This is a genomic window from Microbacterium sp. A93, from assembly GCF_051842835.1.
This window is the reverse complement of sequence record NZ_JBPXMT010000003.1, coordinates 606360-632425: the sequence shown is the minus strand read 5'-3', so window position 1 is coordinate 632425 and position 26066 is coordinate 606360. Positions and strand designations below refer to the sequence as shown.

Annotated in this window: 23 protein-coding genes and 1 tRNA gene; 18 read left to right on the top strand and 6 right to left on the bottom strand. The window is 70.0% G+C overall.

The annotated features are described in order from the left end of the window. The 5 genes from ACSU1G_RS10885 (at position 1) to ACSU1G_RS10865 (ending at position 5844) form a co-directional block, all read left to right on the top strand. The gene (locus ACSU1G_RS10885; protein WP_439279927.1) at positions 1 to 1749 is read left to right on the top strand and encodes a CTP synthase; all 1749 of its coding nucleotides are present in this window, start codon (positions 1 to 3) and stop codon (positions 1747 to 1749) included. Next, positions 1746 to 2534, top strand: a complete 789-nt coding sequence (locus ACSU1G_RS10880) for an NUDIX domain-containing protein (protein ID WP_439279926.1) — start codon at positions 1746 to 1748, stop codon at positions 2532 to 2534. Before ACSU1G_RS10885 ends, ACSU1G_RS10880 begins: the two co-directional genes overlap by 4 nt. After that, positions 2531 to 3583, top strand: coding sequence for a site-specific tyrosine recombinase XerD (locus tag ACSU1G_RS10875; protein WP_439279925.1), 1053 nt, complete (start codon positions 2531 to 2533; stop codon positions 3581 to 3583). Before ACSU1G_RS10880 ends, ACSU1G_RS10875 begins: the two co-directional genes overlap by 4 nt. Before the next feature lie 217 nt (positions 3584 to 3800). After that, a complete protein-coding gene (locus ACSU1G_RS10870; protein ID WP_439279924.1) occupies positions 3801 to 4706 on the top strand; it encodes a hypothetical protein in 906 nt (301 codons plus the stop codon). 166 nt (positions 4707 to 4872) lie between these two features. Then, positions 4873 to 5844, top strand: coding sequence for a hypothetical protein (locus ACSU1G_RS10865; RefSeq protein WP_439279923.1), 972 nt, complete (start codon positions 4873 to 4875; stop codon positions 5842 to 5844). 163 nt (positions 5845 to 6007) lie between these two features. On the opposite strand, the gene ACSU1G_RS10860 is transcribed toward ACSU1G_RS10865, so the two are convergent. The 4 genes from ACSU1G_RS10860 to ACSU1G_RS10845 are packed head-to-tail and all read right to left on the bottom strand — an operon-like array spanning position 6008 to position 10359. Continuing rightward, positions 6008 to 7162 (bottom strand): bifunctional 2-methylcitrate synthase/citrate synthase, encoded by a 1155-nt coding sequence (locus ACSU1G_RS10860; protein ID WP_439279922.1) that lies wholly within the window; start codon positions 7160 to 7162, stop codon positions 6008 to 6010. Between the two features lie 43 nt (positions 7163 to 7205). Then, complete coding sequence (gene prpB / locus ACSU1G_RS10855) at positions 7206 to 8144, bottom strand: methylisocitrate lyase (RefSeq protein ID WP_439279921.1); 939 nt, start codon at positions 8142 to 8144, stop codon at positions 7206 to 7208. Then, entirely contained in the window at positions 8144 to 9661 is a 1518-nt protein-coding gene (locus tag ACSU1G_RS10850; protein WP_439279920.1) for an MmgE/PrpD family protein, read from the bottom strand. The genes prpB and ACSU1G_RS10850 overlap by 1 nt, the downstream gene beginning before the upstream one ends. Next, positions 9658 to 10359 (bottom strand): GntR family transcriptional regulator, encoded by a 702-nt coding sequence (locus ACSU1G_RS10845; RefSeq protein WP_439279919.1) that lies wholly within the window; start codon positions 10357 to 10359, stop codon positions 9658 to 9660. Before ACSU1G_RS10845 ends, ACSU1G_RS10850 begins: the two co-directional genes overlap by 4 nt. Before the next feature lie 152 nt (positions 10360 to 10511). On the opposite strand from ACSU1G_RS10845, the gene ACSU1G_RS10840 reads away from it, so the two are divergent. The 11 genes from ACSU1G_RS10840 to ACSU1G_RS10790 all read left to right on the top strand — a co-directional run bounded on the left by ACSU1G_RS10840 (position 10512) and on the right by ACSU1G_RS10790 (position 22442). After that, positions 10512 to 12536, top strand: a complete 2025-nt coding sequence (locus ACSU1G_RS10840) for an AMP-binding protein (protein ID WP_439279918.1) — start codon at positions 10512 to 10514, stop codon at positions 12534 to 12536. Positions 12537 to 12753: 217 nt separating this feature from the next. Continuing rightward, positions 12754 to 13611 carry a ParA family protein gene (locus ACSU1G_RS10835; protein WP_439279972.1) on the top strand — a complete coding sequence of 286 codons (858 nt, stop codon included), beginning with the start codon at positions 12754 to 12756 and terminating at the stop codon, positions 13609 to 13611. Beyond that, positions 13608 to 14570, top strand: a complete 963-nt coding sequence (locus ACSU1G_RS10830) for a segregation and condensation protein A (RefSeq protein WP_439279917.1) — start codon at positions 13608 to 13610, stop codon at positions 14568 to 14570. Before ACSU1G_RS10835 ends, ACSU1G_RS10830 begins: the two co-directional genes overlap by 4 nt. Continuing rightward, positions 14567 to 15181: an SMC-Scp complex subunit ScpB gene (gene scpB / locus ACSU1G_RS10825; protein ID WP_439279916.1), complete on the top strand. Its 615-nt coding sequence runs from the start codon at positions 14567 to 14569 to the stop codon at positions 15179 to 15181. Before ACSU1G_RS10830 ends, scpB begins: the two co-directional genes overlap by 4 nt. Positions 15182 to 15344: 163 nt before the next feature. Then, positions 15345 to 16319, top strand: a complete 975-nt coding sequence (locus ACSU1G_RS10820; protein WP_439279915.1) for a pseudouridine synthase — start codon at positions 15345 to 15347, stop codon at positions 16317 to 16319. 10 nt (positions 16320 to 16329) lie between these two features. Next, positions 16330 to 17481: a prephenate dehydrogenase gene (locus ACSU1G_RS10815; protein WP_439279971.1), complete on the top strand. Its 1152-nt coding sequence runs from the start codon at positions 16330 to 16332 to the stop codon at positions 17479 to 17481. Further along, a complete protein-coding gene (gene cmk, locus ACSU1G_RS10810; RefSeq protein WP_439279914.1) occupies positions 17482 to 18243 on the top strand; it encodes a (d)CMP kinase in 762 nt (253 codons plus the stop codon). Beyond that, complete coding sequence (gene der, locus ACSU1G_RS10805; RefSeq protein ID WP_439279913.1) at positions 18240 to 19799, top strand: ribosome biogenesis GTPase Der; 1560 nt, start codon at positions 18240 to 18242, stop codon at positions 19797 to 19799. Before cmk ends, der begins: the two co-directional genes overlap by 4 nt. Before the next feature lie 66 nt (positions 19800 to 19865). Further along, positions 19866 to 20894 carry an NADP-dependent oxidoreductase gene (locus ACSU1G_RS10800; protein ID WP_439279912.1) on the top strand — a complete coding sequence of 343 codons (1029 nt, stop codon included), beginning with the start codon at positions 19866 to 19868 and terminating at the stop codon, positions 20892 to 20894. 113 nt (positions 20895 to 21007) lie between these two features. Then, positions 21008 to 21081 (top strand) — tRNA-Pro (locus ACSU1G_RS10795). Positions 21082 to 21233: 152 nt separating this feature from the next. After that, entirely contained in the window at positions 21234 to 22442 is a 1209-nt protein-coding gene (locus ACSU1G_RS10790) for a globin domain-containing protein (RefSeq protein ID WP_439279911.1), read from the top strand. A gap of 56 nt (positions 22443 to 22498) precedes the next feature. Here the strand turns inward: ACSU1G_RS10790 and ACSU1G_RS10785 are convergent, their stop codons facing one another. Together ACSU1G_RS10785 and ACSU1G_RS10780 are read right to left on the bottom strand one after the other, a co-directional pair. Then, on the bottom strand, positions 22499 to 23047 hold the full coding sequence (locus ACSU1G_RS10785; protein WP_439279910.1) for a DUF488 domain-containing protein: 549 nt from the start codon (positions 23045 to 23047) through the stop codon (positions 22499 to 22501). 10 nt (positions 23048 to 23057) lie between these two features. Further along, a complete protein-coding gene (locus tag ACSU1G_RS10780) occupies positions 23058 to 23648 on the bottom strand; it encodes a helix-turn-helix domain-containing protein (protein WP_439279909.1) in 591 nt (196 codons plus the stop codon). Positions 23649 to 23739: 91 nt separating this feature from the next. Between ACSU1G_RS10780 and ACSU1G_RS10775 the strand changes: the two genes are divergently transcribed. Further along, positions 23740 to 24438 carry an SAM-dependent methyltransferase gene (locus ACSU1G_RS10775; RefSeq protein ID WP_439279908.1) on the top strand — a complete coding sequence of 233 codons (699 nt, stop codon included), beginning with the start codon at positions 23740 to 23742 and terminating at the stop codon, positions 24436 to 24438. Positions 24439 to 24574: 136 nt separating this feature from the next. Further along, complete coding sequence (locus ACSU1G_RS10770) at positions 24575 to 26050, top strand: peptide MFS transporter (protein ID WP_439279970.1); 1476 nt, start codon at positions 24575 to 24577, stop codon at positions 26048 to 26050. Positions 26051 to 26066: the final 16 nt, after the last annotated feature.

Here is a 26066-nt window from a genome sequence, read left to right as displayed (position 1 = left end):
GTGCTACGATCGAACTCCGTGGTGCAAAGAACCTCTCGATTCCAGAAATCGCCCAACGCGACCCGCCAGATCTTCGTGACCGGTGGGGTGGCGTCCTCCCTCGGGAAGGGTCTGACGGCATCGTCCTTGGGCCACCTGCTCAAGGCCCGCGGTCTCACCGTGACCATGCAGAAGCTGGACCCGTATCTGAACGTGGACCCCGGCACCATGAACCCCTTCCAGCACGGCGAGGTCTTCGTCACCGGGGACGGAGCCGAGACCGACCTGGACCTGGGTCACTACGAGCGTTTCCTGGACGAGGACCTGGACGGCCTGAACAACGTCACCACCGGGCAGGTCTACTCGACCGTCATCGAGAGGGAACGCCGCGGCGACTACCTGGGGGACACCGTCCAGGTCATCCCGCACATCACGGACGAGATCAAGCGGCGCATGCGCCTTCCCGCCACGTGGGGAGACAGCCAGGACCAGGGCGAAAGCCAGGACCAGACGGCGGCGCGGACCACCGGCCGCACGGCGCCAGACGTCATCATCACCGAGATCGGCGGCACGGTCGGTGACATCGAGTCACAGCCGTTCCTGGAGGCCGCGCGCCAGGTGCGCCAGGACATCGGCCGGGACAACGTCTTCTTCGTCCATGTCTCCCTCGTTCCATACATCGGCCCCTCCCACGAACTGAAGACCAAGCCGACCCAGCACTCGGTGGCCGCGCTGCGGTCCCTCGGCATCCAGCCGGACGGCATCGTCCTCCGCTCGGACCGGGAGGTGCCCCAGCACGTCCGGGACAAGATCGCCCGGATGTGTGACGTGGACACGGACGCCGTCATCAACTGCGCCGACGCCCCCTCGATCTACGACATCCCGAAGGTCATCCACGCCCAGGGACTGGACGCCTACGTGGTGCAGGCGCTGGACCTGACGTCCACGGACGTGGACTGGTCCACCTGGGACCGCCTGATCCGGGTGGTCCACCATCCGGCCCACGAGGTGGAGATCGCCCTGGTGGGAAAGTACATCGACCTGCCGGACTCCTACCTCTCCGTGACGGAGGCCCTGCGGGCCGGCGGTTTCGGCCACGACGCCCGGGTGTCCTTGCGCTGGGTGGCCTCGGACGAATGCGAGACCGTCCAGGGAGCCCGCCGCGCCCTGGACGGGGTGGACGCGATCTGTGTCCCGGGTGGCTTCGGGGTGCGGGGGCTCGACGGCAAGATCGGCGCCCTGCGCCACGCGCGCGAGCACGGCATCCCCACCCTGGGCCTGTGCCTGGGGCTGCAGACGATGGTCATGGAATACGCCCGCAACGTACTGGGTCTGGCGGACGCCTCCTCCACGGAGTTCGAGCCGGACACCCAGCACCCGGTGATCGCGACCCTGGCGGAGCAGGAGGAGATCGTCGCCGGGGGCGGGGACCTCGGCGGCACCATGCGCCTGGGCTCGTACCCGGCCACCCTGGTGCCGGGCTCCGTGGTGGCCGAGGCCTATGGCCGCACCGAGGTCAGCGAACGCCACCGCCACCGTTACGAGGTCAACAACGAGTACCGCTCCCGTCTTGAGGAGGCGGGCCTGGTTATCTCCGGCACCTCACCGGACGGCGCCCTGGTGGAGTTCGTGGAGCTTCCGCGGGATACGCACCCGTACTACGTCGCCACCCAGGCCCACCCGGAGTTCTCGTCCCGCCCCACCGCCCCGCACCCCCTGTTCGCCGCGCTGGTGGCGGCCGCCCTGGCCGGCCGGACGGCCACCCCATGACGCGCCGTCCTGAGCGGTCCGGCCCGGGGCCGGCCCCCTATACCGGGCACGACGGCGGCCCGGTCGCCGATGTGCCCGCCCCCCGTCCCGTGGTCCGCAGCGAGACGGCGTTCTCCGGGGCGATCTGGGACGTCACGCGCGAGTCCTTCAGGATGGCGCCGGCCGCCGGAGCGGCCCCGGAGGTGGCCGGCCTCGGTGATGCCGGTGATGCTGGGGGTACTGACGGTGCTCGGGGTACTGACGGTGCTGGGGATACTGATGGTGCTGACCTGCTCGTGCGGGAGTTCATCCGGCATCCGGGCGCCGTGGCCGTGGTGGCCCTGGACGGCCAGGACCGGGTCCGGATGATCCGGCAGTACCGGCACCCGGTGGGGGAGGAGCTCTGGGAGATCCCCGCCGGCCTGCTGGACGTGCCGGGAGAGGCGTGGGTGGACGCAGCCCGGAGGGAACTGGCCGAGGAGACCGATCTGCGGGCCGAGCGCTGGGAGGTGCTGACGGACTTCTACACCACCCCCGGCTCCTCCTCGGAGGGGATCCGCGTGTTCCTGGCCCGTGGGCTCTCCGAGGTCCCCGCCGACGAACGCCACGAACGCACCGGCGAGGAGGCCGGCATGCCCCTGGCCTGGGTCCCCGTGGAGGAGGCCGTGCAGGCGGTGCTGGACGGCCGCCTGCACAATCCCTCCCTGGTGGTGGGACTGCTGGCGCTGAGCGCGCACCGGGCCCGGGGCAACACGGCCCTGCGGCCGGCGGACTCGCCCTGGCACGGCCGTCCGAGCCGGGCATGAGCGCGACGCAGGGTGCCGACGCCGCAGCAGGAGCCGCTCGGGCTCTGGTGCGTCCGGCCGAGGCCTACCTGGACCACCTCGCCGTGGAGCGCGGCATGTCCGTGAACACGCTGGCGGCGTACCGCCGGGACGTGAACCGTTACCTGGGGTGGCTGCACTCCCAGGACGTGACGGAGCCGCAGCAGGTCACGCGTCACCATGTGACCGGCTTCCTCCAGGCTTTGGGGACCGGGGCGGACGGCGGCCACCCGCTCGCACCACGCTCGGCCGCCCGGACCATCGTGGCCGTGCGCGGGATGCACCGTTTCTGGACGCTGGAGCAGCTCACGCAGACAGACCCCGCCCAGGACGTCACCCCGCCGCGGCCAGCACAGGAGTTGCCCAAGGCCATCCGGGTGGACCAGGTCACCGCCCTGCTGGAAGCGGCCCCCACGGACACGCCCGCCGGGCTGCGGGACCGGGCGCTGCTCGAATTCCTCTATGCCACCGGGGCCAGGATCTCGGAGGCCGTCGGCCTGGACGTGGACGATGTCATCGGGGCCGTTCGGGGCCCGGCCCGTGAGCCCGCCGGTCGGCCTGTCGGTGAGCCGGGCGGCGCGGAGCTGGCCGGGCCGGGGGAGCCGGGCCCCGCCGTCGTGCGCCTGTTCGGCAAGGGGTCCAAGGAACGGGTGGTCCCGCTGGGTTCGTACGCGGCTGCCGCACTCGAGGCCTGGCTGGTCCGCGGCCGGCCGGCGCTGTCCGTACGGTCGGGGAGCGGTGGCCCCGCGCTGTTCCTCAACCAGCGCGGCGGGCGGCTGTCCCGCCAATCCGCCTGGACCATCCTGAAGGCCGCCGCCGATCGGGCGCAGCTGGACGTGGAGGTCTCACCGCACACGCTGCGCCACTCCTTCGCCACCCACCTGCTGGAGGGCGGGGCGGACGTCCGGGTGGTGCAGGAGCTGCTGGGCCATGCCTCCGTCACCACCACGCAGGTCTACACGCTCGTCACGGCGGACACCTTGCGCGAGGTGTACGCCGCCGCGCACCCGCGGGCCCAGAGCCGGCACTGACCGGCCGGGGGGCCTCCGCTCTGACCGGCGGGGCGGCCTGCCGGGTGGTGCGCGGGGCGATGACGATCCCACAACATCCGGGCGGACGGTCGTGACAGTGCGCTCACCGGGTGGTCTGATGGAGGCTATCCGAACGCCAGAGTAGCGCACGATGACCGTCCTGCCCGGGTCCGGGCGATCGGACCACGGGGCGGGCGGCAGGGGGAGCAGCATGATCATGACCAGGAACAGCACCACACCGCCCATGGCCCCGCCGGTCCGGCGACGACGGCCGGTGACCGCCGCCCTGGGGCTGGGCTTGGCGCTGGCGCTGGCCGGCTGCGGCACGGGCAACGGCGCCGATCCCTCGGAGACCGCCGGCTCCTCCACACCGGTGGAGACCGTCACGCAGGCCCCGAGCCCCACGGCCACTGCGACCGTCACCCAGACCGCCTCCGCCACACCGTCAGGCAGCGGCAGCGGCGGCGCGGGCGGGGAGACACCGGCCGGCGCCACGGAGACCTACACCACCGAGTCAGGGGCATTCACCTGGACGTTCCCGCAGACGTGGACGGCGAGCCAGGAGGAGTACAGCGAGGACTCCCTGGACTTTGTGGGGGAGCCCTACGAGGTGACGCTCTTCCACCACCCCGACCTCGGGGTGGAATACCGGGCCACCACGGGCATGGGTGCCACGGACAATGACGGTCCCAAGCCGGAGGTGGTGGCGGTCCTGGACACGGAGGAGCTGCCGGAGGTCCCCGTCAGCGAGGGTGCGGATGCCGTGGGATCGGGACCCGTCTGGTACCGCGCCACCCTCTTGAAGGCCACCGAGGAGATCGGAGACCTGGGATCGTTCGAGGGCGGGGAGTTCCTGCTGACCGTGCAGGTGGTCAACGTCTCGGAAGACCGTGACCCCGAGGACACGGGCGATGCGTTCTGGTCCTCCTGGTTCTACGAGCAGCCACCGGCCGAGGGGCATGACTACGGGGCGGCGGCCATTCTCTCCGGCCGCGTCACCCAGGAGGCGGCCCAGGAGGCCACCGGCCTGGACGGAGAGGAGGCGCTGCGGGCCTTCCTCGAGACCGAGGAGTACGCCCAGCTGCGGGACGTGGCCACGTCCATGGAGGTCACCGCCCCCTGAACCGGTGCGCCGGTGAGCTGGCGTTCAGACCTGAGCGGCGGCTGGGAAGGGGGCTACGAAGCCATCACGATTCGAGCTTCGGTGAGGTGTCCGGGTGTCGTGAAGCGGCCGAGCCTGATCCACTGGGCAGTGGCCATCGAACGCCACCACAGAGGAGGAACCTACCGTGCGTGACACCACCATGGACCAGAACCCGAACCCGAACCCGGACCAACCCCAGCAGGGCACCCCACCACACAGCCCGGCCGGCCATGGACGCCGCCACTGGAAGCAGCTGCCAGCCGCCCTCGGACTGGGGCTCGCAGCGGCCCTCGCCCTCTCGGCCTGCGGGGGATCTCCGGAGGCCTCCGCCACCCAGACGTCCACTGAGTCGGCTGAGTCGGCGACCGTGACCGAGTCGGCGACCGTGACCGCATCGGCCACCGCTTCCGAGGCCCCGTCCGAGAGCGCCACCCCGTCGGCGACCTCCGAGCCGGACGCGGGGGAGTCCGAGGGAGCCGGTGGCACGGATATGGACGGCCCCACCCAGACGCACAGCACGGAGGGGGGTCACTTCCAGTGGACCCTGCCGGCCAGCTGGACCGTCAGCGAGGAACTGGCCGGTCCGGACACCACCGATGAGTACGGGGTGAAGAACGAGCGCTGGGTCTTCCAGGACCCCGACGAGAAGGCGCTGTTCACGGCGGACACGGGCCAGGGCCCCATGGACGGTGACGGCGTGAAGCCGGACGTCGTCGAGGTCCTGGAGACCGAGGAACTCGAGGACATCCCCGAGGATTCCTCCACCGGCGGCGACGTGTACTACCGCGCGGCGATCCTCGAGGACAACGGGCTGGCCGGGGAACAGGGCTTCTTCGACGGCGAGGACTACCGGTTGGCCGTCCAGGTGACGACCGTGCCCGAAGGCGATGACCCCGAGTCCACCGAGGACTACTGGGACGCCTGGACCTATGTCCTGCCACCGGCCGAGGGGACGGACCAGGGCACCGGCACCACCCTGCAGGGCCACATCACGCAGGCGGACGCCGAGGAGCTCACCGGTGAGGAGGGTGAGGACGCCTTGCGCGCCGTCGTGGAGACCGGCCAGTACCAGGAGCTGCGGCTGGTGGCGACCTCGATGGAGGTCACCGCACCCTGAACCCGGCCCGCGCCCGAGGTGACGCCGGCGGCGTGAGGTGAGCGCCGCCGTCGTTCTCCTCACTGCCAGAAGGCACTCGGACGACTGCTGGAAGCAACGATGCGGGCAGAGATCACCAGTGATCTCTGCCCGCATCGTGCGTCCGGTGGCGGGACCGTCCCCGCTAGGCGCCGGGGACGTGCCGCTCGTCCGGCCCGTTGTACGCGGAGAGCGGGCGGATCAGCGAGTTGGACGCGCGCTGCTCCATGATGTGCGCGGTCCATCCCGTCACCCGTGCCGCGATGAACAGCGGGGTGAACAGCTCGGTGTCGAAGCCCATCAGGTGGTACGTGGGGCCGGCCGGGTAGTCCAGGTTCGGCTTGATCTGCTTGGCCTCGTCCATGGCCTGCTCCAGGCCGTTGTAGAGCCCCAGGATCTCGTGGCGGCCGAAGTGCTCGATCATCGCGTCGAGCGCCTTCTTCATGGTCGGCACGCGGGAGTCGCCGTGCTTGTAGACGCGGTGCCCGAAGCCCATGACCTTCTTCTTCTGGGCCAGGGCGTCCTCCATCCAGGCCTTGGCCCGGTCCTTGGCCTCCTCCTGGGACTCCTCCTGCCGGATGCCGATCTCGTCGAAGGTGTGCATGACGGCCTCGTTGGCGCCGCCGTGCAGCGAGCCCTTGAGCGCACCGATGGCCCCGGTCACGGCCGAGTGCAGGTCCGCCAGCGTGGAGGTGATCACCCTCGCCGTGAACGTGGAGGCATTGAAGGAGTGCTCGGCGTAGAGGATCATCGAGACGCGGAAGGCCTCCACCACGGCCGGATCGGCCTCCTCGCCGAAGGTCATCCACAGGAAGTTCTGGGAGTAGTCCAGGTCATCACGCGGAGCCACCGGCTCGGTGGGCCCCCCGGCGGTGCGCCGGCGCTGCTCATAGGCGACGACGGCGGGCAGCTGGGCGAACAGGGTCCGGGACTTCTCCATCTCCGCCTCGGGCGAGGAGTCCTCCGACTTCGGGTGCTGGGCCCCCAGGATGGACACCGCCGTGCGCACCGAGTCCATCGGGTGACAGGTGACGGGCAGCAGGTCCAGTGCGGTCTTCACATCCGCACTCAGTGCGCGGTTGGCCCGCTCGTGGGCGGTGAACTCGGCCAGCTGGGCGTCCGTGGGCAACTCGGCGTTCCACAGCAGGTAGGCCACCGCCTCGAACGGCAGGGACGCGGCCAGCTCCTGCACGGGGTAGCCGCGGTAGAGCAGGGAGTTGGATTCGGGATTGACCTTGGAGACGGCGGTGTAGTCCGCCACCACTCCGGCGAGTCCCTTCTTGATCTCAGTGTCAGTCATGGGGTGTCCTTTCGGGACGGGGGTCTTCTCCGGCAGCAGGCCTTCAGCGGCCTACGCCACCGGACGGGGCTTCCAACCCCGGGACGGGAAAGTTGAACACGGAGGAATCGAAGCCGTTGTAGCCCTCGTAGTCCACGAGCTCATAGAGGCGTGCCCTGGTCAGCATCTCATTGACGGCACCCTGCTGGGTACCCTCGGCGCGGATCGTGGACAGGGTCCGTTCCATGGCACCCAGGGCCGAGCGCAACAGGGTGACCGGGTAGATCACCAGCGCCACGCCGGTGGCCGCCAGCTGGTCCCGGGTGAACAGTTCGGACTTGCCGAACTCGGTCATGTTCGCCAGCACGGGCACGTCCACGGCGGCGCAGACCGCCTCGAACTCGGACAGGTCCTTCATGGCCTCCGGGAAGATGGCATCCGCCCCGGCGTCCACGAGGGCCTTGGCGCGGTCCACGGCGGCCCGCAGGCCTCCGGCACCCTCCACCCCACGGATGTCGGTGCGCGCCATGATCAGGAAGTTCTCATCCCGGCGGGCGCTCGCGGCCGCCGCCACCCGCTGGGTGGCCGTGGCCAGGTCCACCACGGACTTGTTGTCCAGGTGGCCGCACCTCTTGGGATTGACCTGGTCCTCGAGGTGGCAGCCGGCCAGGCCGGCCTCCTCAAGCTCCTGGATGGTGCGGGCCACGTTCATGGACTCACCGAACCCGGTGTCGGCGTCCACGATCGCCGGCAGGTCCGTGACCCGGGCGATCTGGCCGGCCCGCTGCGCCACCTCGGTCAGCGTGGTGAGCCCGATGTCCGGCAGGGCCAGTTCATTGGCCAGCACCGCGCCGGAGATGTACAGGCCCTTGAAGCCCTGCTCCGCCACGAGCTTCGCTGAGATCGGGGTGTAGGCCCCCGGGAACTGGACGGCGGCACCCGGCTGCAGGAGTCCGCGCAGCTGCACCCGCTTCTCGGCCGCGGTCAGCGTCGAGTACAACATCAGAACAGTCCCGCCGGGGAATCGGCCAGGTTGATGACGCCGGGCTTGGCGATCAGGTTCAGCTGGTCCAACTCGCCGGCGCCCAGGGACGCGGTGCGACGGGCGGCATCCAGGAAGCGCTCCATCTCCTCGCCGGAGACCACGCCCTCGGCCAGCGTGCAGAACTTGTGGATGTACTGGTCCCGGCCGAACGGACGGGCACCCAGCGGGTGGGCGTCCGCCACGGCGATCTCATCCACGATCTGCCCGCCGTCACGGGTGTTGATGACCACGCGGCCGCCGAAGGCCTTCTCCGCGATGTCCAAGGAGTGGTAGCGGCGCGTCCACTCCGGGTCCTCCTGCGTGGTGACCTTCTGCCACAGCTTCACCGTGTCCGGGCGGCCGGCGCGCTCCGGGGCGTAGGAGTCCACGTGGTGCCAGGCGCCGTCCTGCAGGGCGACCGTGAAGATGTAGGGGATCGAGTGGTCCAGGGTCTCCCGGGAGGCCGTCGGATCGTACTTCTGCGGGTCGTTGGCGCCGGATCCGATCACGTAGTGGGTGTGGTGTGAGGTGTGGATGACGATCGACTCGATGCTGTCCACATCCCGCAGCTCGGGGTGCTCGCGGTTCAGCTTGCGAGCCAGGTCGATCAGGGCCTGCGCCTGGTACTCCGCGGAGTGCTCCTTGGTGTAGGTGTCCAGGATGGCGCGTTTGGCCTCGCCCTGGGCCGGCAGCGGCACGGAGTAGCGGGCGTCCGGTCCGTCCAGCAGCCAGGCGATGACGCCGTCCTCACCCTCGTAGATCGGCACGGGGGAGGTCTGGCCGCGCATCGCGCGGTCCGCGGCCTCGACCGCCATCTTGGCGGCGAAGGCGGGGGCGTGGGCCTTCCACGTGGAGATCTCGCCCTTCCGGGACTGCCGGGTGGCCGTCGTCGTGTGCAGCCCCTGGCCGATGGCCTGGAAGATGGTCTCGGTGTCCAGACCCAGCAGGGTGCCGATGCCGGCCGCCGCCGAGGGGCCCAGGTGGGCCACGTGGTCGATCTTGTGGGCGTGCAGGGAGATGGCCTTGACCAGGTCCACCTGCAGTTCGTAGCCGGTTGCGATGCCGCGGATCAGGTCCGCACCGGTGGAGCCGCGGTGCTGGGCCACGGCCAGGATGGCCGGGATGTTGTCACCGGGGTGCGAGTACTCGGCCGCCAGGAAGGTGTCGTGGTAGTCGAGCTCGCGCACGGCCACACCGTTGGCCCAGGCCGCCCACTCGGGGGAGACCTTCTCGGCGACGCCGAAGACGCCGGACCCCTGGCCGCCCGGGGTGGGGCCGTGGGTGAGGGCCTGGGCACGGGCCGAGATGATGGGGCCGCGGTTCAGGGAGGCCAGGGCCACCGAGGCGTTGTCGATGATCCGGTTGATGATCATCTCCTCGACAGCCGGCTCGACGGCCACCGGGTCGGTGGCCACCTCGGCCATCTTCCAGGCCAGCTGGTCCTGGCGGGGCAGGTTTTCCTCGGAACGGTAGACGCGGACGTCGTGGTTGATCATGGGGTCCTCTCCAAAGGGTGGGTACTCGGGTCTGATTTCTGGTCTGTCTGGTCTGTTGTCTGCTCCGGGACCTGATGGGACTGCAGGTGGTCCAGGGCGTGGTGCAGGTGCAGCGTGGTGGTGGCCGTGGCCAGTTCGGGGTTGCGCTGGGCCAGGGCCCGGGCAATGGCACTGTGCTCCGTGGCCGAGGTGGAGAGCCGCACCGGGTCGTTGCGGGAGAAGCGGCGCAGCCGGTCCAGGTGGACCCGGACCGACTTCAGGTGCTGGGCCAGATAGGCGTTGGCACAGGCGGCGTCCACGGCGGCGTCGAGTTCGGCGGTCAGCCGGTAGTAGTCCGCAGGGTCCTGACCACCGCGCAGCGGCTCCACCGCGGAGTCGAACCGGGCAGCCAGGTCCGAGAAGACCTGGGGGTCCGCATGCTCGGCGGCCCGACGCGCGGCCAGCACCTCCAGCACCGTGCGCAGGTCGAAGAGGGCGTCGGCTTCAGCCAGGGACACCTCGGTGACCACGGTGCCGCGTCCGCTGGACGGGGCCGCCAGACCTTCGGCGACCAACCGGCCGATGGCCTCGCGCAGGGGGGTCCTGGACAGTCCGAGGCGTTCGGACTGCTCGACTTCGCCCAGCACGGACCCCGGCGGCAGGTGTCCATCGATGATGTCCTGACGCAGTGTCCGGTAGGCACGTTCACTGGCTCTCACAGGATCAGTGTATACACAGATCGGAGAATGTGGGCGGATCCACGCCAACTGCTCGTATAAATTTGCCTTCTGGCGCAATGTGGACGCTGGAGCGTATACACAGTCGGCGATTGGGGTAGACGCGGGGTGGCGTCGCTCATTAGGTTGGACACATGCCTGAGCACCCCTTGCCGTCCACCACGTCCACCCCGTTCACCACCCCGGCGAACAGCACCTCCGGCGGAGCCACCGGTCATGCCGGCGCCGCAGGCGACTACGCGGCCGTCTACCGGCGCTCGGTGCAGGACCCGGAGGGGTTCTGGTTGGAGGCGGCCTCGGCCATCGACTGGATCGAGGCGCCCACCCGCGCCCTCGATGACACCGGTGCCCCGATCTACCGGTGGTTCCCGGACGGCCGGATGAACACGGCGGCCAACTGCCTGGACCGGCACGTGGCCGCCGGCCACGGCGCGCGCACGGCCATCATCTACGACTCGGCGGTGCTGGGCACGGTGGAGCACATCAGCTACGCCGAGTTGACCGATCGGGTGGCCCGTTTCGCCGGCATGCTGCGGGCCCAGGGGGTGGGCCCCGGGGACCGGGTGGTGATCTACCTGCCGATGACCCCGGAGGCGCATGTGGCCATGCTGGCGTGTGCGCGGATCGGCGCCGTGCACTCGGTGGTGTTCGGCGGGTTCGCCGCCCGCGAGCTGGCCGTCCGGATCGACGATGCCAAGCCCACGGTGATCGTCACCTCCTCCGGGGGGATTGAACCGAGCCGCCGCGTCGAGTACCTGCCCGCCGTGGCGGAGGCCGTCGCCCTGGCCGAACACCCCGTCCGGGCGATCGTGGTCAAGCTCCGCGACGGATTCGAGACCTCACTGCTGGACGTGCGCGCCGGCGTCGGGAGTGGGGCCGGGAGTGGGACGGAATGGCTGGACTGGGACGAGGCCGTGGCCCAGGCCGAACCGGCCGATCCGGTGCCGGTGGCAGCCACCGACCCGCTGTACATCCTGTACACCTCCGGGACCACCGGCATCCCCAAAGGTGTGGTCCGGGACCATGGCGGGCATGCGGTCGCACTGGCCTGGACCATGGCCAACATCTACGACGTCGGCCCCGGCCAGACGATGTTCACCGCCTCGGACGTCGGCTGGGTGGTGGGGCACTCCTACATCGTCTATGCGCCGCTGCTCGTGGGGGCCACCACCGTGCTGTACGAGGGCAAACCCGTGGGCACGCCGGACGCCGGCGCCTTCTGGAGGGTGGCCGCCCAGCACGGGGTGCGCTCGTTGTTCACGGCCCCCACCGCACTGCGCGCCATCCGGAAGATGGACCCGGAGGGTGCACTGGTGCGCGAGCACGACCTGTCCGCCCTGAAGACGTTGTTCGCGGCGGGGGAGCGGCTCGACCCGGAGACCCAGGGATGGATCGGGGACCTGTTGGGGGTGCCCGTGGTGGACAACTGGTGGCAGACCGAGACCGGATGGCCGATCGGCGCCAATCCCGTGGGACTGGCCGCCCTGCCGGTCAAGACCGGCTCCTGCACGACCCCGTCACCGGGCTACGCGGTGCAGATCCTGGACGGAGCCGGCCAGCCCGTGGAGGCGGGGACCGAGGGCAACATCGCCCTGAGGCTCCCCCTGCCGCCGGGGACCCTGACCACCCTGTGGGGGGACGACCAGCGCTACATCGACTCCTACCTCAGTGCCTTCGAGGGGTACTACGCCACCGGCGACTCCGGGTTGATCGACGAGGACGGCTACCTGTTCGTGATGGGCCGTACGGACGACGTGATCAACGTGGCCGGGCACCGGCTGTCCACCGGGGCGCTGGAACAGGCGCTCGCGACCCATCCGGCGGTGGCCGAGTGTGCCGTGATCGGCCTGGCCGATCCCCTCAAGGGGCAGCGGGCGGCCGGCTACGTGGTGCTGAAATCCGGGGTGGTGGTGGAGGGTGAGCAGGGGATGGAGGAACTGCTGGCCGAGTTGCGTGCCACCGTGCGATCCACGGTGGGTGCCGTGGCGGACTTCAAACAGGTGGCCGTGGTCGAGGCGCTGCCGAAGACCCGTTCCGGCAAGATCCTGCGCAAGACCATGCGGCAGATGGCGGACGGCCTTCAGCACACGGTCCCCTCCACCATCGAGGACCGCTCCGTGTTGGACGCCCTGGGGCCGGTGCTGCGGTCACAGCAGTAGCGGGAATCCGCCCTACACCTTCAGCCTGCGGTTGAACGTCAAGGCTCGCCGTGGGCGGCGGGGAATTTTCTACGCAGCCACCGATCCGGACTAGGGTGTATCCATGCCGCAGCAGCTTGCGTTGTTCAGCGTGGGTGAGCTCACGGTACGGCGGACACATGGACCAACGGCAGGAGACGGCAGCATCGTGAACCAGGAAAAGCCCACGCCAGTCCTCATGATCACCGGAGACCCGGTCATCGGACCCACGGGACGGCCCAAGCATGATTTCCCGGAGCCGGTGCAGTTGCAGACCCACGGTCCCGCCCGGGTGATCTCGATGGTCAACCAGAAGGGCGGGGTGGGCAAGACCACCTCCACCATCAACCTCGGGGCGGCGCTGGCCAGTTATGGACGCAAGGTGCTCATGGTGGACTTCGATCCCCAGGGGGCCCTGTCCGCCGGGCTCGGGGTGAGCCCCCATGAGCTGGACACCACCGTCTACAACGTGTTGATGGAGCGGCCCGTGACGGCCCGGGACGCCATCGTGGCCACCGAGTTCGAGAACATCGACCTGCTGCCGGCGAACATCGACCTCTCCGCCGCCGAGGTGCAGCTCGTCAACGAGGTGGCCCGCGAACAGGTCCTGGAACGCTCACTGCGGCAGGTGCGGGACGACTATGACGTCATCCTGGTGGACTGCCAGCCCTCTCTGGGCCTGCTCACGGTCAATGCGCTGACGGCTTCGCACGGGGTGATCATCCCCCTGACCGCGGAGTTCTTCGCCCTGCGCGCGGTGGCCCTGCTGGTGGAGACCATCGAGAAGATCCAGGACCGGATCAACCCCGACCTGCAGATCGACGGTGTCCTGGCCACCATGTTCGACGCCCGCACCCTGCACTCCAAGGAGGTCGTCGGACGCCTCGTGGAGGCCTTCGGGGACCGCGTCTTCGAGACCGTGATCAAGCGTTCCATCAAGTTCGCCGACGCCACCGTGGCGGCCGAGCCCATGACGACGTTCGCCCAGAACCACGAGGGTGCCAAGGCCTACCGCACGCTGGCCCGCGAGCTGATCTGGCGCGGCGGAGCGCCGTGACCCCAGGCGCCGGGGCGCCAGCCCCGGCGGTCGGTCGGGCTCCGAAGGGTGTGTCGGACGCGGACCTGGGTGTTGTCCTGGACGGGCAGGAGGGCGTCCCCTCCGGCTTCACCGTCTCGCTGAAGAACTTCGCCGGCCCCTTCGACCTGCTGCTGTCCCTGATCGCCCGCCGGCAGATGGACATCACCGAGGTGGCCCTGGCCGATGTCACGGATGAGTTCATCGCCTACGTCACGGGCCTGAAAGACCAGGAGGGCGCGGGGGACGGTCATGACCTCGACGCCTTGGAGGCCTCCAGCGCCTTCCTGGTGGTGGCGGCCACCCTGCTCGATCTCAAGACGGCCCGCCTGCTGCCGGCCGGGACCACCGACGCCGAGGAGGACGTGGCCCTGCTCGAGGCACGTGACCTGCTCTTCGCCCGCCTGCTCCAGTACAAGGCCTTCCGGGACATCTCCGCGCTCATGAGCCAGAGGATGCAGGCCGAGGCCCGCCGCTTCCCGCGTCAGACCACCCTGGATCCCCGGTTCGCCTCGGTGCTGCCGGAACTGGTGTGGACGCTGAGTCCCGAGCAGTTCGGCGCGTTGGCCGAGGACGTGCTGGCCCGGCCCCCGCGGCAGCCGGAGCAGATCGGTCTGGCCCACCTGCACGCCCCGCCCGTCTCGGTCCGGGAGCAGAGCGGCCTGCTGGCTGCGAGGCTGCGCCGGGCAGGCCATCTCACCTTCCGGGAATTGGTGTCCGACGCCGGCTCCACCTCGGTGGTCGTGGCCCGTTTCCTGGCGCTGTTGGAGATGTTCCGGGATCGGGCGGTCACCTTTGACCAACAGGTCCCGTTGGGGGAGCTGGTGGTCCGCTGGGATCCGACGGCCCCGGACCAGCTGCCGGATTCTGGAGCCGAGTGGGATGAGGACGTGGACGAACACCGGGCGGGACACCGCAACGACGCGGAGGACGGGGTATGAGCGAGGGACGGGAGCAGCTGCCGGGCACCATGGAACCGCTGCGCGAGCAGCTGGAGGCCGTACTGATGGTGGTGGACGAGCCGGTGACCGTGGCGCAACTGGCCGAGGCGACCGGCGCAGACCACGGCGCCGTGGCCGCAGAGCTCTCGGCCCTGGCCCGGGACTTTGACGGCCTGGCCGGCGCCCCGCGCCGGGGTTTCGAGCTGCGCGAGTTGGCGGGTGGGTGGCGCATCTACTCCCGGCCGGCCCACGCCGACGTGGTGGAGCGGTTCGTCATGGAGGGCCAGACGGCACGGTTGACCCAGGCGGCCCTGGAGACCCTGGCCGTGGTGGCCTATCTGCAGCCAGTGACCCGGTCCCGGGTGGCGGGCATCCGCGGCGTGAACTCGGACTCTGTCATGCGCACGCTGGTCAGCAGGGGACTCGCGGCGGAGGCCGGCACGGACCCCCAGACCGGGGCCGTGCTGTACGAGACCACCGGTTACCTGCTGCAGACCCTGGGCCTCGGCAGCCTCCAGGAGCTGCCCAAACTCTCCGCCCACCTGCCGGGGCTGTCCGAACTGGGGGACCTGGCCAGCACGGACGAGGCCTTCCGCGCCAGCGGACTGTGAGGCCTAGCAGGAACCGGGGCTGCGGGGAATCCTCGCCTTGACACATCGGATATGATGGACTGTTGCTGACGTCCCGGTCAGGCCCTCCTCCAGACCCGGAGGGCGCCGGCCAGCACCCTTTACCCCCGACACATGCCGTGAGGCGCTGGAAGGTTGATGTTGTATGAGCGATCGCAATCCGCAGGGCAGGAAGCCGGCAGGACGCAAGCCGCAGGGAAACAAGCCACAGGGCAAGGGCGGCCAGAAGCCTGCCCGCCAGTACGGGACACCTCGTCCCGGCCAGAAGGGCGGTCCCTTCCGCTCCGACGCCAAGGAGGGCTACGACCGCAACCTCGGTGCGGCTCGGACCCCCCAGCGTCCCAACCGCGCCAAGCGCGAACAGAACTTCTCCTCAGTCCACGACCCCGAGGGCGTACGTCTGCAGAAGGTCATGGCCTCGGCCGGCGTGGCCTCCCGCCGCGTGTGCGAGGACCTCATCGCCGAAGGCCGCGTGGAGGTGGACGGCAAGGTCGTCACCGAGACCGGTGTGAGGGTCGATCCGGAACAGGTCGTCATCCACGTGGACGGCATCCGGCTGCAGCTGGACACCACCCTGCGGTACTACGCCTTCAACAAGCCGCGCGGCGTGGTCTCGACCATGGACGACCCGGAGGGGCGCACCTGCATCTCGGACTACCTGAAGAAGGGCAAGTACGACTCCGCCCGCCTCTTCCACGTGGGACGCCTGGACAGCGAGACCGAGGGCCTGTTGCTGTTGACCAATGACGGCGAACTCGCCAACCGGCTGACCCACCCGAGTTTCGAGATTCCCAAGACCTACCTGGTCCAGGTCCCCGGACCCATGGCCAAGGGCGTGGGTGCGCAGCTCAAGGAGGGCATGCAGCTCGAGGACGGCTTCGCCCAGGTCGATTCCTTCAAACTGGTGGACTCGACCCCGGGCCATGTGCTGGTCGAGGTGGTCCTGCACTCCGGCCGGAACCGGATCGTGCGCCGCATGTTCAAGGAGGTCGGCTACCCGGTGGAGCGACTGGTGCGTGTGAAGTTCGGCCCCCTCGGATTGGGCGACCAGAAGCAGGGCACCATCCGCCAGCTCAGCCACCAGGAGATGGGCCACATCATGTCAGCGGTGGGGCTCTGATGCGCCGGTGATGGCCCCTCGAGGTCTACCGGAGCCCGTCCTGATCCGCGGCACGGGTCTGCTCGGCACCTCCATCGGCCTCGGCCTGCGCGCCGCCGGCGCGGAGGTGTACCTGGCTGACCCCTCACCCTCGGCCCAGGCCGTGGCCGAGGACATCGGGGCCGGCCGTCCCTACCGCGGTGATCTCACCGGCGCGCCCGGCGCCGCCGGCACACCGGGTGACACGGGCGGCACGGTGCCCGGCACCGTCGTGGTGGCCTCACCCCCGGACGTGACCGGCCAGGTCGTCATCGACTCGCTGCTGAGGTTCCCCGGGGCCGTGGTGCTGGACATCGCCTCCGTGAAGGGCGAGATCCAGCGTCAGGTGCGGGCCGGCGTCGTGGACGGGACGCTGAGCCAGGGGCAGGCCGCACAGTACGTGGGCACCCACCCCATGGCCGGGCGGGAACGTTCCGGCCCGGTGGCCGCACGGGGTCAGCTGTTCACCGCCGCCCCCTGGGTGGTGTGCGCGGGGGAGGACACCGCCCCGGAGGCGGTGGCTGCCGCCGAGGAGATGGCCCGTACCCTCGGTGCCACCGTGCACCGGATGGGCGCCGCGGACCATGACGCCTCCGTGGCCCTGATCTCCCACCTGCCGCAGATCGCTGCCTCGCTGGTCTCCTCGCGCCTGCAGGAGACCCCGGCCGCGTCCCTGGCGCTGTCCGGCAACGGGCTGCGGGACACCACCCGGATCGCCGCCTCCGACCCCCAGTTGTGGGTCCAGATCCTGGCGGCCAACGCCCCGGACATCCTGCAGATCCTGTACGGGGTGCGCCAGGACCTGGACCGGCTGATCTCCACCATGGAGGATCCCTCCGCCCCCGGCGCCCGCCTGGACATCGCCCAGCTGATGGCCGAGGGCAACGCCGGCCATGCCCGGATCCCGGGCAAGCACGGCGCCCCCCCGCAGGCCTTCGCGGTGGTCACCGTGATCGTGGACGACACCCCCGGTCAGATCTCCGCCGTCCTGCAGGACGTGGGTCGAGCCGGGGTCAACGTGGAGGACCTGCGCATGGACCACTCCGCCGGCTACGAGGTCGGCATGCTGGAGATCTCCGTGCTGCCGGGACGCAAACAGGAACTGACGGATGCGCTGAGCGCGCAGGGATGGAAGGTGGTCTGAATGGCCGGCAACTCGACACCGCAGGCGACACCACAGCAGACACCGCAGGCGACGCATCAGGACCGGGACGCACGACTGGTGATCGCCGTGGACGGGCCGTCCGGGTCCGGGAAGTCCTCTGTCTCCCGTGAGATCGCCCGCCGGCTCGGCGCCGTCTACCTGGACACCGGTGCCATGTACCGGGCCGTGGCCTGGCACTGCCGGCACCAGGGTGTCCTGGACGATCCGGAGGCGGTGGTGGCCGCCGTGCAGGACATCGACCTGGCCCTCTCCGTGGACCCCGACCTCGAACGTGTGGTGGTCGGCACGCGGGACATCACCGAGGCCATCCGCGAGCCCGGGATCTCCGCCGTCGTCTCCGTGGTGGCCACCAACCGGGCGGTGCGCGAGCTGCTCGTGGCCCGCCAGCGCGCAGAGATCGAGGCGCACCGTCGGATCGTGGCCGAGGGCCGGGACATCACCACCGTGGTGGCCCCGGACGCCGACGCCCGGATCCTGCTGACGGCCTCCGCCGAGGCCCGCACGGCCCGCCGCTCCGCCCAGCTGGGCGGCACCGTACAGGCCGCCGCCCTGGCCGAACAGGTCTCCGGGCGGGACGCCAAGGACTCCACCGTGGTGGACTTCATGACACCGGCCGACGGGGTCGGCCTCGTGGACTCCACCGAACTCGACTTCCCGGCGACCGTCGAGGCCATGCTGGCCGAGGTGGACCGCCAACAGACCGCTATTCATCCAAACCACCCGGAAGGGGACCGCGCATGAGCACCGAGGACCGTGCAGGACGCGACACCGGAGCATCCACGTCTGAGGAGGGCACCGAATACGTCCCCTCAGGAGACGACCAGATCGATGAGCGGCTCGCCGCCATCTCGGACGAGGAGGCCCAACAGCGGGCCGAGGCCCTGCTCGCCGGGCTGGAGGACTACGAGCTCGACGACGAGGACGCCGCCCTGCTGGGTGGCTGGGACCAGGACCTGGTCGAACCGCAGGACCAGTCTCCGCCACCGGTCCTGGCCGTGGTCGGCCGCCCGAATGTGGGCAAGTCCACCCTGGTCAACCGCATCATCGGCCGCCGTGAGGCCGTGGTGGAGGACGTTCCCGGGGTGACCCGGGACCGCGTCAGCTACGAGGCCGAATGGGGCGGCAAGGTCTTCACCGTGGTGGACACCGGCGGCTGGGAGCATGACGCCAAGGGCCTCCACCAGCGGGTGGCCGAGCAGGCCGAACTCGCCGTGGATGTGGCCGACGCCGTGCTGTTCGTGGTGGACGCCACGGTGGGCGCCACGTCCACGGACGAAGCAGTGGTCAAGCTGCTGCGCCGCAAGGGCCGCCCCGTGCTGCTCGTGGCCAACAAGGTGGATGACATCTCGCAGGAGGCCGACGCCGCCACCCTGTGGGGGCTGGGGCTGGGTCAGCCGTTCCCCGTCTCCGCCGTCCACGGACGGGGCACCGGTGACCTGCTCGACGCCGCCATGGACGTCCTGCCGGAGGTCACCAAGTACGGAGGCCTCATCCCACGCGGCGGCCCGCGCCGGGTGGCACTGCTGGGCCGGCCGAACGTGGGCAAGTCCTCCCTGCTGAACCAGCTGGCCGGCTCCGACCGTGTGGTCGTGGATGACACGGCCGGCACCACCCGTGACCCGGTGGACGAGCTCGTAGAGCTCGGCGGACGCATGTGGCGCTTCGTGGACACTGCCGGTATCCGCCGCCGTCAGCACATGGCGCACGGCTCCGACTACTACGCCTCCTTGCGGACCCAGTCCGCCCTGGACAAGGCCGAGGTGGCCGTGGTGCTGCTGGAATCCTCCGAGGTGGTCTCCGAGCAGGACGTGCGGATCCTCCAGCTGGTGCTGGACTCAGGCCGTGCCCTGGTGCTGGCGTTCAACAAGTGGGACCTGATGGATGAGGACCGCCGCACCTACCTGGAGCGGGAGATCGAGCGGGACCTGGCCCACGTGGAGTGGGCGCCGCGCGTCAACCTCTCGGCCAAGACGGGGTGGCACAAGGACCGCCTGGTGCCCGCCCTGGACAAGTCCCTGGCCTCCTGGGACACCCGGATCCCCACGGGCCGGCTCAACGCCTTCCTCGGTGAGCTCGTCTCGGCCCACCCGCACCCGGTGCGTGGCGGCAAGCAGCCCCGCATCCTGTTCGCGACCCAGCCGTCCACGCAGCCGCCGCGCTTCGTGCTGTTCACCACCGGGTTCCTCGACCCCGGGTACCGGCGGTTCATCATCCGCCGGCTGCGGGAGACCTTCGGCTTCGAGGGATCGCCCATCGAGCTCGGGATGCGCGTACGGGAGAAGCGCTCGCGCCGCTGACCACCGGGGCCACAGGGCGTGGCGTAGGGTCGGCCGCAGAGGACGACCAGCCGCGAAGGAGTGCACATGTCCGAGTTCACCAGTACCGAGATCCGTCTGGCCTCGCGCCCACAGGGGTGGCCGGTGCCGGAGGACTTCTCCGTCGAACGGGTAGACCACGGCCCACTGCGTCCCGGCCAGGTGCGCGTGTCCAACGAGTTCATCTCGGTGGACCCGTACATGCGCGGCCGGATGCGTGCGGCCCGCAGCTACGTGCAACCCTATGCGCTGGGGGAGGCGATCACCGGGGGTGCCGTCGGCCGGGTGGTGGAGTCCGCTGCCGAGTCCCTGCCCGAGGGCACCGCGGTCCTGCACCAGCACGGGTGGATGGACCGGGTCCAGGCTGAGGCCTCGACGTTCCGGGCCGTGCCCGCACTGGACGGGCTGCCGCTCTCGCTGTACCTGGGCATCCTCGGCATGCCGGGACTGACCGCCTATGTGGGGCTGACCCGGGTCGCCCGGCTGCGTGAGGGTGATGCTCTGTTCGTCTCCGGTGCCGCCGGTGCGGTGGGCACCGCCGTCGGGCAGATCGCCCGGCAGCTGGGTGTCGCCCAGCTGATCGGTTCCGCCGGGTCTGCGGAGAAGACCCGGGTGCTGAGGGACCGGTACGGCTATGACGTGGCGCTGGACTACCGGGAGGCGCCGATCCGCGAACAGTTGGTGCGCGCCGTGGGCAGCGGCGGCGTGGACGTGTTCTACGACAACGTGGGCGGAGACCACCTGGAGGCCGCGTTGGAGGTCATGAACGACTTCGGCCGGTTGGCACTGTGCGGGGCGATCTCCGGTTACAACGCCACCCGGCCGCCGGCCGGGCCGGACAACATGGGCAACGTGGTCACCCGCAGGCTGCGGATGCAGGGATTCATCGTCCACGAGGTGGTCGCCGATCACCCGGAGGTGGCCGAAGAGTTCCGGGAGCGGATGAGCGGCTGGTTGTCGACGGGGCAGGTCACCTACGAGGAGACCGTCACCGAGGGGTTCGAGAACACCGTGGAGGCGTTCCTGGACATGATGCGCGGCGGCAATACGGGGAAGATGGTGGTCAGGCTCGACTGAGCGGTGGTACAGGCGCGGTCGAGGGTGGACGCCTCCTCCCAGCAGGCGTCCGTCCTGACCCCCGCGATGCTGTACAGTGATCTGGTGGATTGGTCCGGTGCGGACCGGTTTCACGGGCTATGGCGCAGCTTGGTAGCGCGCTTCACTGGGGGTGAAGAGGTCGTGGGTTCAAATCCCGCTAGCCCGACCGATGCACGGTGTAGAAGCCGCTGAAAGCCCGGGCCCCGACAAGGGGCCCGGGCTTTTTTCGTGCCGCGGCCATGGACGCTGGTCGGGTGTCGCCGGATGGGGGACCATCAGGGGACTCACATCAGGTTTCGATCGACAACGAGGTCCATCATGAAGCTCTCACCCGATTACGCAGTGATCGTGGCCCAGACCGCCGGCGTGGTGGCCGAGCACGCCGAGGAGATCACGACGGTCTTCTACGCGGACATGTTCGAGGCGCACCCCGGGTTGCTGAACGTGTTCAACCGGGCCAATCAGGAGATCGGTGAACAACCCAAGGCGCTGGCGGCCTCGGTCGTGGCCTTCGCCGTGCACCTGGTGGATCCCGAGTCGCCGGACTTCACACCCGTGATGCGGCGCATCGCCCACAAGCACGTCTCCCTGGGCATCCAGGCCTCCGAGTACACGATCGTGGGACGCTATCTGCTGGGCGCGGTGAAGAAGGTCCTGGGGGAGGCCGTCACTGCCGAGGTCGCCGCTGCCTGGGACGAGGTCTACTGGCTGTTCGGCACCGCACTGATCGCGGAGGAGGGTCGCCTGTACGCGCAGGCGGGGACCGATCCGCAACAGCCGTGGCGGCCCTACCGCGTGGTCGAACGTTTTGAGGAATCCGACGAGGTCTTCTCGCTGCTGCTGTCCCCGGTCGAGGGATCGGTGCCGTCCCACCACACCGGTCAGTACGTGGCCATCGCCGTGGACCTTCCCGAGGGGTTGCGCCAGCCGCGGCAGTACACGATCTCCTCGGGACCTCGGGGGGACTCGCTGCGCGTGACCATCAAACGGGTCCACGGCCTGCGGGGAGCGCCCGACGGCCAGGTGTCAGGATGGCTGCACGAGCACGCCCAGCCCGGCACCGTCCTGGACGTGTCCCAGCCAGCCGGGGACGTGGTGTTGGACGATTCCGAGACACCCCTGGTGCTGGTCTCGGCCGGCATCGGCATCACCCCGGTCGCGGCGATCATGGAGGATCTCTCGCGGCGGCAGCCGGGACGGACCGTACGGCTCTTCCATGCAGACCGCTCGCACGCGCACCACGCCCTCTATGACGGCCTGCGGCGCCAGGTGCTCGCGATGCCGGATGCCCGCGCCCAGAACTGGTACGAGGAGGGTGCCGAGACCGCTCCGACCCTCTACCCGGCCCGGGCGGGTTTCATGGACCTCTCCGATGTGGAGCTGCCCGGCGAGGCAACGGTGTTCATGTGCGGACCGCTGCCGTTCATGCAGATCGCGCGGCGCTCGTTGATGGAGCAGGGTGTGGACAGCGACAACATCCACTACGAGGTGTTCGGTCCGGACCTCTGGGCACAGCAGCCCGGGTAGCCCCTGCCCCCGAGTAGCCCCTGCCATGGAGGGACCGGCCTGATCGTGGCCCGCGCTCAGGTTCCGGTGGGGGTCGACAGGTAGGTGACCTGGCCGTCGTCGGGATCCACCACCGCTCCCGAGGTGAGCTGGGCGGGCGGCATGGAACCGACCTCCATCAGATGCCGCACCTGCTCGCCCCGGGCGAGCAGGTGGTCGGCGATGATCCGCCGGTGACAGCGCCACCACACGGCCTCCGAGCACATGATCGCCGCCCTCCGCTCCGTGCCCCAGCCGCGCAGCCGCGCCAATCCCTCGGCGAACTCCTCGGTGAGGGCGTGATCGGCGTAGTTGTGGAAGCTGCGGTTCTCCCAGAACCCATTGACCTCCGCGTCCACGTCGTGGTTCCGGGGGCGCCGCCCGGTGAGGGCCACCAGATGCTCGTAGCCGATCTCGACCCCGGCCAGCGAGGCCGTGAGGGGATCCTGGTCGAAGTGCGGATACCGGCGGGACCCGGGCAGGCGGCGCACATCCACCACCACGCCGACCTCGGCTGCCTGGAGCAGCTGGATGAACTCCTCGAGGCTGCGGGTGGAGTGCCCGACGGTGAAGAACGGCAGGGTCATGGCCTCGAAGCTACACCTCCGGGGAGGCGATGGCCCGGATGTGGGCCCGCTCGCCCTGCCGGCCGATGAGGCTGAGGTATTCCACGGGGCCGGCGCTGGTGGCTCCGAACCAGTGCGGGGTGCGGGTGTCGAACTCGGCGGCCTCCCCAGCGGTCAGTCGGAGGTCCTGGTCCCCGAGGACCAGGCGCAGCGTCCCGTTGAGGACATAGACCCAGTCGTGGCCTTCATGCGTGCGTGGCTCCGGGAGGACGTCGTCGTTGCCGGTCGGCCGGACGAACTTGTAGGCCTGGATCCCGCCGGGACGCCGGGTCAGCGGGATGACCACCGAGCCGTCGCCCGCGTCCAGGGGCCGCAGGTCCACCCGGGGGTCTGCGGTGCGCGGGGCGTCCACCAGGGAGTCGAGCGTCACTCCGTGATACCGGGCCAGCGGCAGGAGCTGCTCCAGGGTGGGGCGGCGCAACCCGGCCTCCAGCCGGGACAGGGTGCTCGCGGAGACCCCGGTCTCGGCGGCGAGCTCGGTCAGGGTGATGTCCCGGCGCAGCCGCAGCCGTTTCAGACGGGGGCCTACGGCGTCCAGGGTCTCGTCCGGTGTCTCGTTCATGACACCAGTTTGCCATTCGGCACAGCAGTTTGCATAACGGGAGGATCGGCGGGACGCTAGGAGGGTATCAGACTCCACGAAGGGCATCGCTGTGAACACGCACCACGAGCCGGCCGGCACGCACGACTTCGACCATGCCTATTGGGAGAGCCACTGGGCGGCCGGAGGTACGGGCGAGGACGACGCCGGCCAGGACCTTCCCGTGAGTCCCTACCTTCCGGCCGAGGCCGGGTCGCTGGCCCCGGGGACCGCGTTGGACGCCGGTTGTGGAGTGGGCACCGAGGCGCTGTGGCTGGCCGACCGGGGCTGGCAGGTCACCGGTGCGGATCTCTCCGCCACCGCGCTGGCCCAGGCGGCCCGCCGGGCCCACGCCGCCGGACTGGATGACCGGGTGGAATGGGTGGAGGCCGATCTGACCCGATGGGGATCAGGCCGGACGTGGGACCTGGTGGCGACCCACTACGCGCATCCAGACTCCGGACAGCTCGACTTCTACGAGCATCTCGGCGGCCTGGTCGCCCCGGCCGGCACCCTGCTGATCGTGGGACACCGGCATGGCGGTCATAGTGGCCATAGCGGCCACGGGGGGCCTGCCGGCCACGGCAGTCACGGCGGAGGATCCGGGGGTGGCCACCCCGAGGGGGCTACGGCCAGCCTGGAGGGCATCACCGGGCTGTTCGCCGGGCCCGCCTGGAGCGTGGAGGCCGCCTACGAGAACGAGCGGTCGATCCAGCGCGGCGACCGGGACCTGACTCTGCAGGACGTGGTGGTCCGCGTCCGGCGGTCCTGAGCCCGCCGCTCGCTGGGCCCTCCGTGCGGTGGGATTTGCCTTGACGGCCGAAGAAGCGCAGAGTAAGTGGGTGAAAAATCCACCTTCCCACGAGCCGCACGGTCGGGGCGGCGCGGGCGAGCCCGGGCTCTCCCCTGTGGTCGAGTCCAGCACCCACGAACTGACCGCAGAGGAGCGCAACCCCTCGGGGCGCACCTTCTTCGGGCAGCCAGGCCCCCTGTCCACCCTCTTCAACGTGGAGATGTGGGAGCGGTTCTCGTTCTACGGCATGCAGGGCATCCTGCTCATCTACATGTACTTCCAGACCGCCGAGGGCGGCCTGGGGATCGATGAGGGTGTCGCCGCCGGGATCGTGGGCGCCTACGGCGGCATGGTCTACGTGTTCTGCATCCTCGGCGGGTGGGTGGCGGACCGGATCACCGGCTCAGAACGCGCCATGTTCTACAGCGCCATCCTCATCATGGCCGGCCATATCTCGCTGGCCCTGGTACCGGGCATCCCCGGGCTGGTGCTGGGCCTGCTGCTCGTGGCCGTCGGCTCCGGTGGCCTCAAGGCCAACGTGGCCAACCTGGTGGGTCACCTCTACACCAAGGAGGATCCGCGCCGGGACGCCGGATTCTCCATCTTCTACATGGGAATCAACATCGGCGGGCTCGTCGGCCCCCTCCTGACCGGTTGGGTCCAGGCCAGCTGGGGCTTCCACCTCGGCTTCGGGCTGGCGGCCGTAGGCATGGCCATCGGCCTGCTCCAGTACTGGATGCGCCGCAAGGATCTGCCCGAGGACGTTCACGCCGTCCCGGACCCCCTGCCGCGGAGCGCATACCCCCGGTGGATCCTCATCGCCGTCGCCGCGCTGGTGGCGGTCGGCGTGCTGCTGGCCACCGGCGTGGTCAACCCCGGCAACCTGGCCGGGTTCGTGGCCATCCTGGCGGCCGTGGCAGCCATCGTGATCTTCGCGTTCCTGCTGACCTCGTCCAAGGTGACCGGGGACGAGAGATCCCGCGTGGTGGCCTTCATCCCGCTGTTCATCGGCTCGGCGGCCTTCTTCGCCCTGTTCCAGCAGCAGTTCACGGTGGTCACCCTGTACTCCGACAACCGGCTGGACCGCGACCTCTTCGGCTGGGAGATGCCAATCCCGTGGGTGCAGTCCTTCAACCCCGTGTTCATCATCCTCCTGGCCCCGCTCTTCGCGGTCCTGTGGACCAAGCTGGGCAGGCGCCAGCCCAACACGCCCGTCAAGTTCGGCCTCGGCATCGCCCTGATGGGCTCGGCCTTCCTGCTCTTCCTGCCGATGGTCTCCACGGCGGCCGTGCCGGTGCTGTGGATCGCGATGATCCTGCTGGTGGCCACCCTGGGCGAGCTGCTCGTCTCCCCGGTGGGGCTGTCCCTGTCCACCAAGGTGGCCCCGGTGAACTACCCGGTGCTGATGGTGGCCCTCTACAACCTCTCCGTGGCACTGGGCACCGCCCTGTCCGGTTCTCTGGCCGGGTTCTACTCGGAGGAGACCGAGGGATCCTACTTCGGGATCCTCGGCGCAGTGACCATCGCGATCGGCCTGATCATGCTGGTGATCTCCAAGCCCGTGCACCGGGCGATGCGCGGGATCATCTGACCTACCCCGCCGCGGG

Excerpts from the sequence above, each read along its gene's own strand:
- ACSU1G_RS10880 (WP_439279926.1), top strand. The coding sequence starts at position 1,746 with ATGACGCGCCGTCCTGAGCGGTCCGGCCCGGGGCCGGCCCCCTATACC.
- ACSU1G_RS10875 (WP_439279925.1), top strand. The coding sequence starts at position 2,531 with ATGAGCGCGACGCAGGGTGCCGACGCCGCAGCAGGAGCCGCTCGGGCT.
- ACSU1G_RS10870 (WP_439279924.1), top strand. The coding sequence starts at position 3,801 with ATGACCAGGAACAGCACCACACCGCCCATGGCCCCGCCGGTCCGGCGA.
- ACSU1G_RS10860 (WP_439279922.1), bottom strand. The coding sequence starts at position 7,162 with ATGACTGACACTGAGATCAAGAAGGGACTCGCCGGAGTGGTGGCGGAC.
- prpB (WP_439279921.1), bottom strand. The coding sequence starts at position 8,144 with ATGTTGTACTCGACGCTGACCGCGGCCGAGAAGCGGGTGCAGCTGCGC.
- ACSU1G_RS10850 (WP_439279920.1), bottom strand. The coding sequence starts at position 9,661 with ATGATCAACCACGACGTCCGCGTCTACCGTTCCGAGGAAAACCTGCCC.
- ACSU1G_RS10840 (WP_439279918.1), top strand. The coding sequence starts at position 10,512 with ATGCCTGAGCACCCCTTGCCGTCCACCACGTCCACCCCGTTCACCACC.
- ACSU1G_RS10835 (WP_439279972.1), top strand. The coding sequence starts at position 12,754 with ATGATCACCGGAGACCCGGTCATCGGACCCACGGGACGGCCCAAGCAT.
- scpB (WP_439279916.1), top strand. The coding sequence starts at position 14,567 with ATGAGCGAGGGACGGGAGCAGCTGCCGGGCACCATGGAACCGCTGCGC.
- ACSU1G_RS10820 (WP_439279915.1), top strand. The coding sequence starts at position 15,345 with ATGAGCGATCGCAATCCGCAGGGCAGGAAGCCGGCAGGACGCAAGCCG.
- ACSU1G_RS10815 (WP_439279971.1), top strand. The coding sequence starts at position 16,330 with ATGGCCCCTCGAGGTCTACCGGAGCCCGTCCTGATCCGCGGCACGGGT.
- cmk (WP_439279914.1), top strand. The coding sequence starts at position 17,482 with ATGGCCGGCAACTCGACACCGCAGGCGACACCACAGCAGACACCGCAG.
- der (WP_439279913.1), top strand. The coding sequence starts at position 18,240 with ATGAGCACCGAGGACCGTGCAGGACGCGACACCGGAGCATCCACGTCT.
- ACSU1G_RS10800 (WP_439279912.1), top strand. The coding sequence starts at position 19,866 with ATGTCCGAGTTCACCAGTACCGAGATCCGTCTGGCCTCGCGCCCACAG.
- ACSU1G_RS10790 (WP_439279911.1), top strand. The coding sequence starts at position 21,234 with ATGAAGCTCTCACCCGATTACGCAGTGATCGTGGCCCAGACCGCCGGC.
- ACSU1G_RS10785 (WP_439279910.1), bottom strand. The coding sequence starts at position 23,047 with ATGACCCTGCCGTTCTTCACCGTCGGGCACTCCACCCGCAGCCTCGAG.
- ACSU1G_RS10780 (WP_439279909.1), bottom strand. The coding sequence starts at position 23,648 with ATGAACGAGACACCGGACGAGACCCTGGACGCCGTAGGCCCCCGTCTG.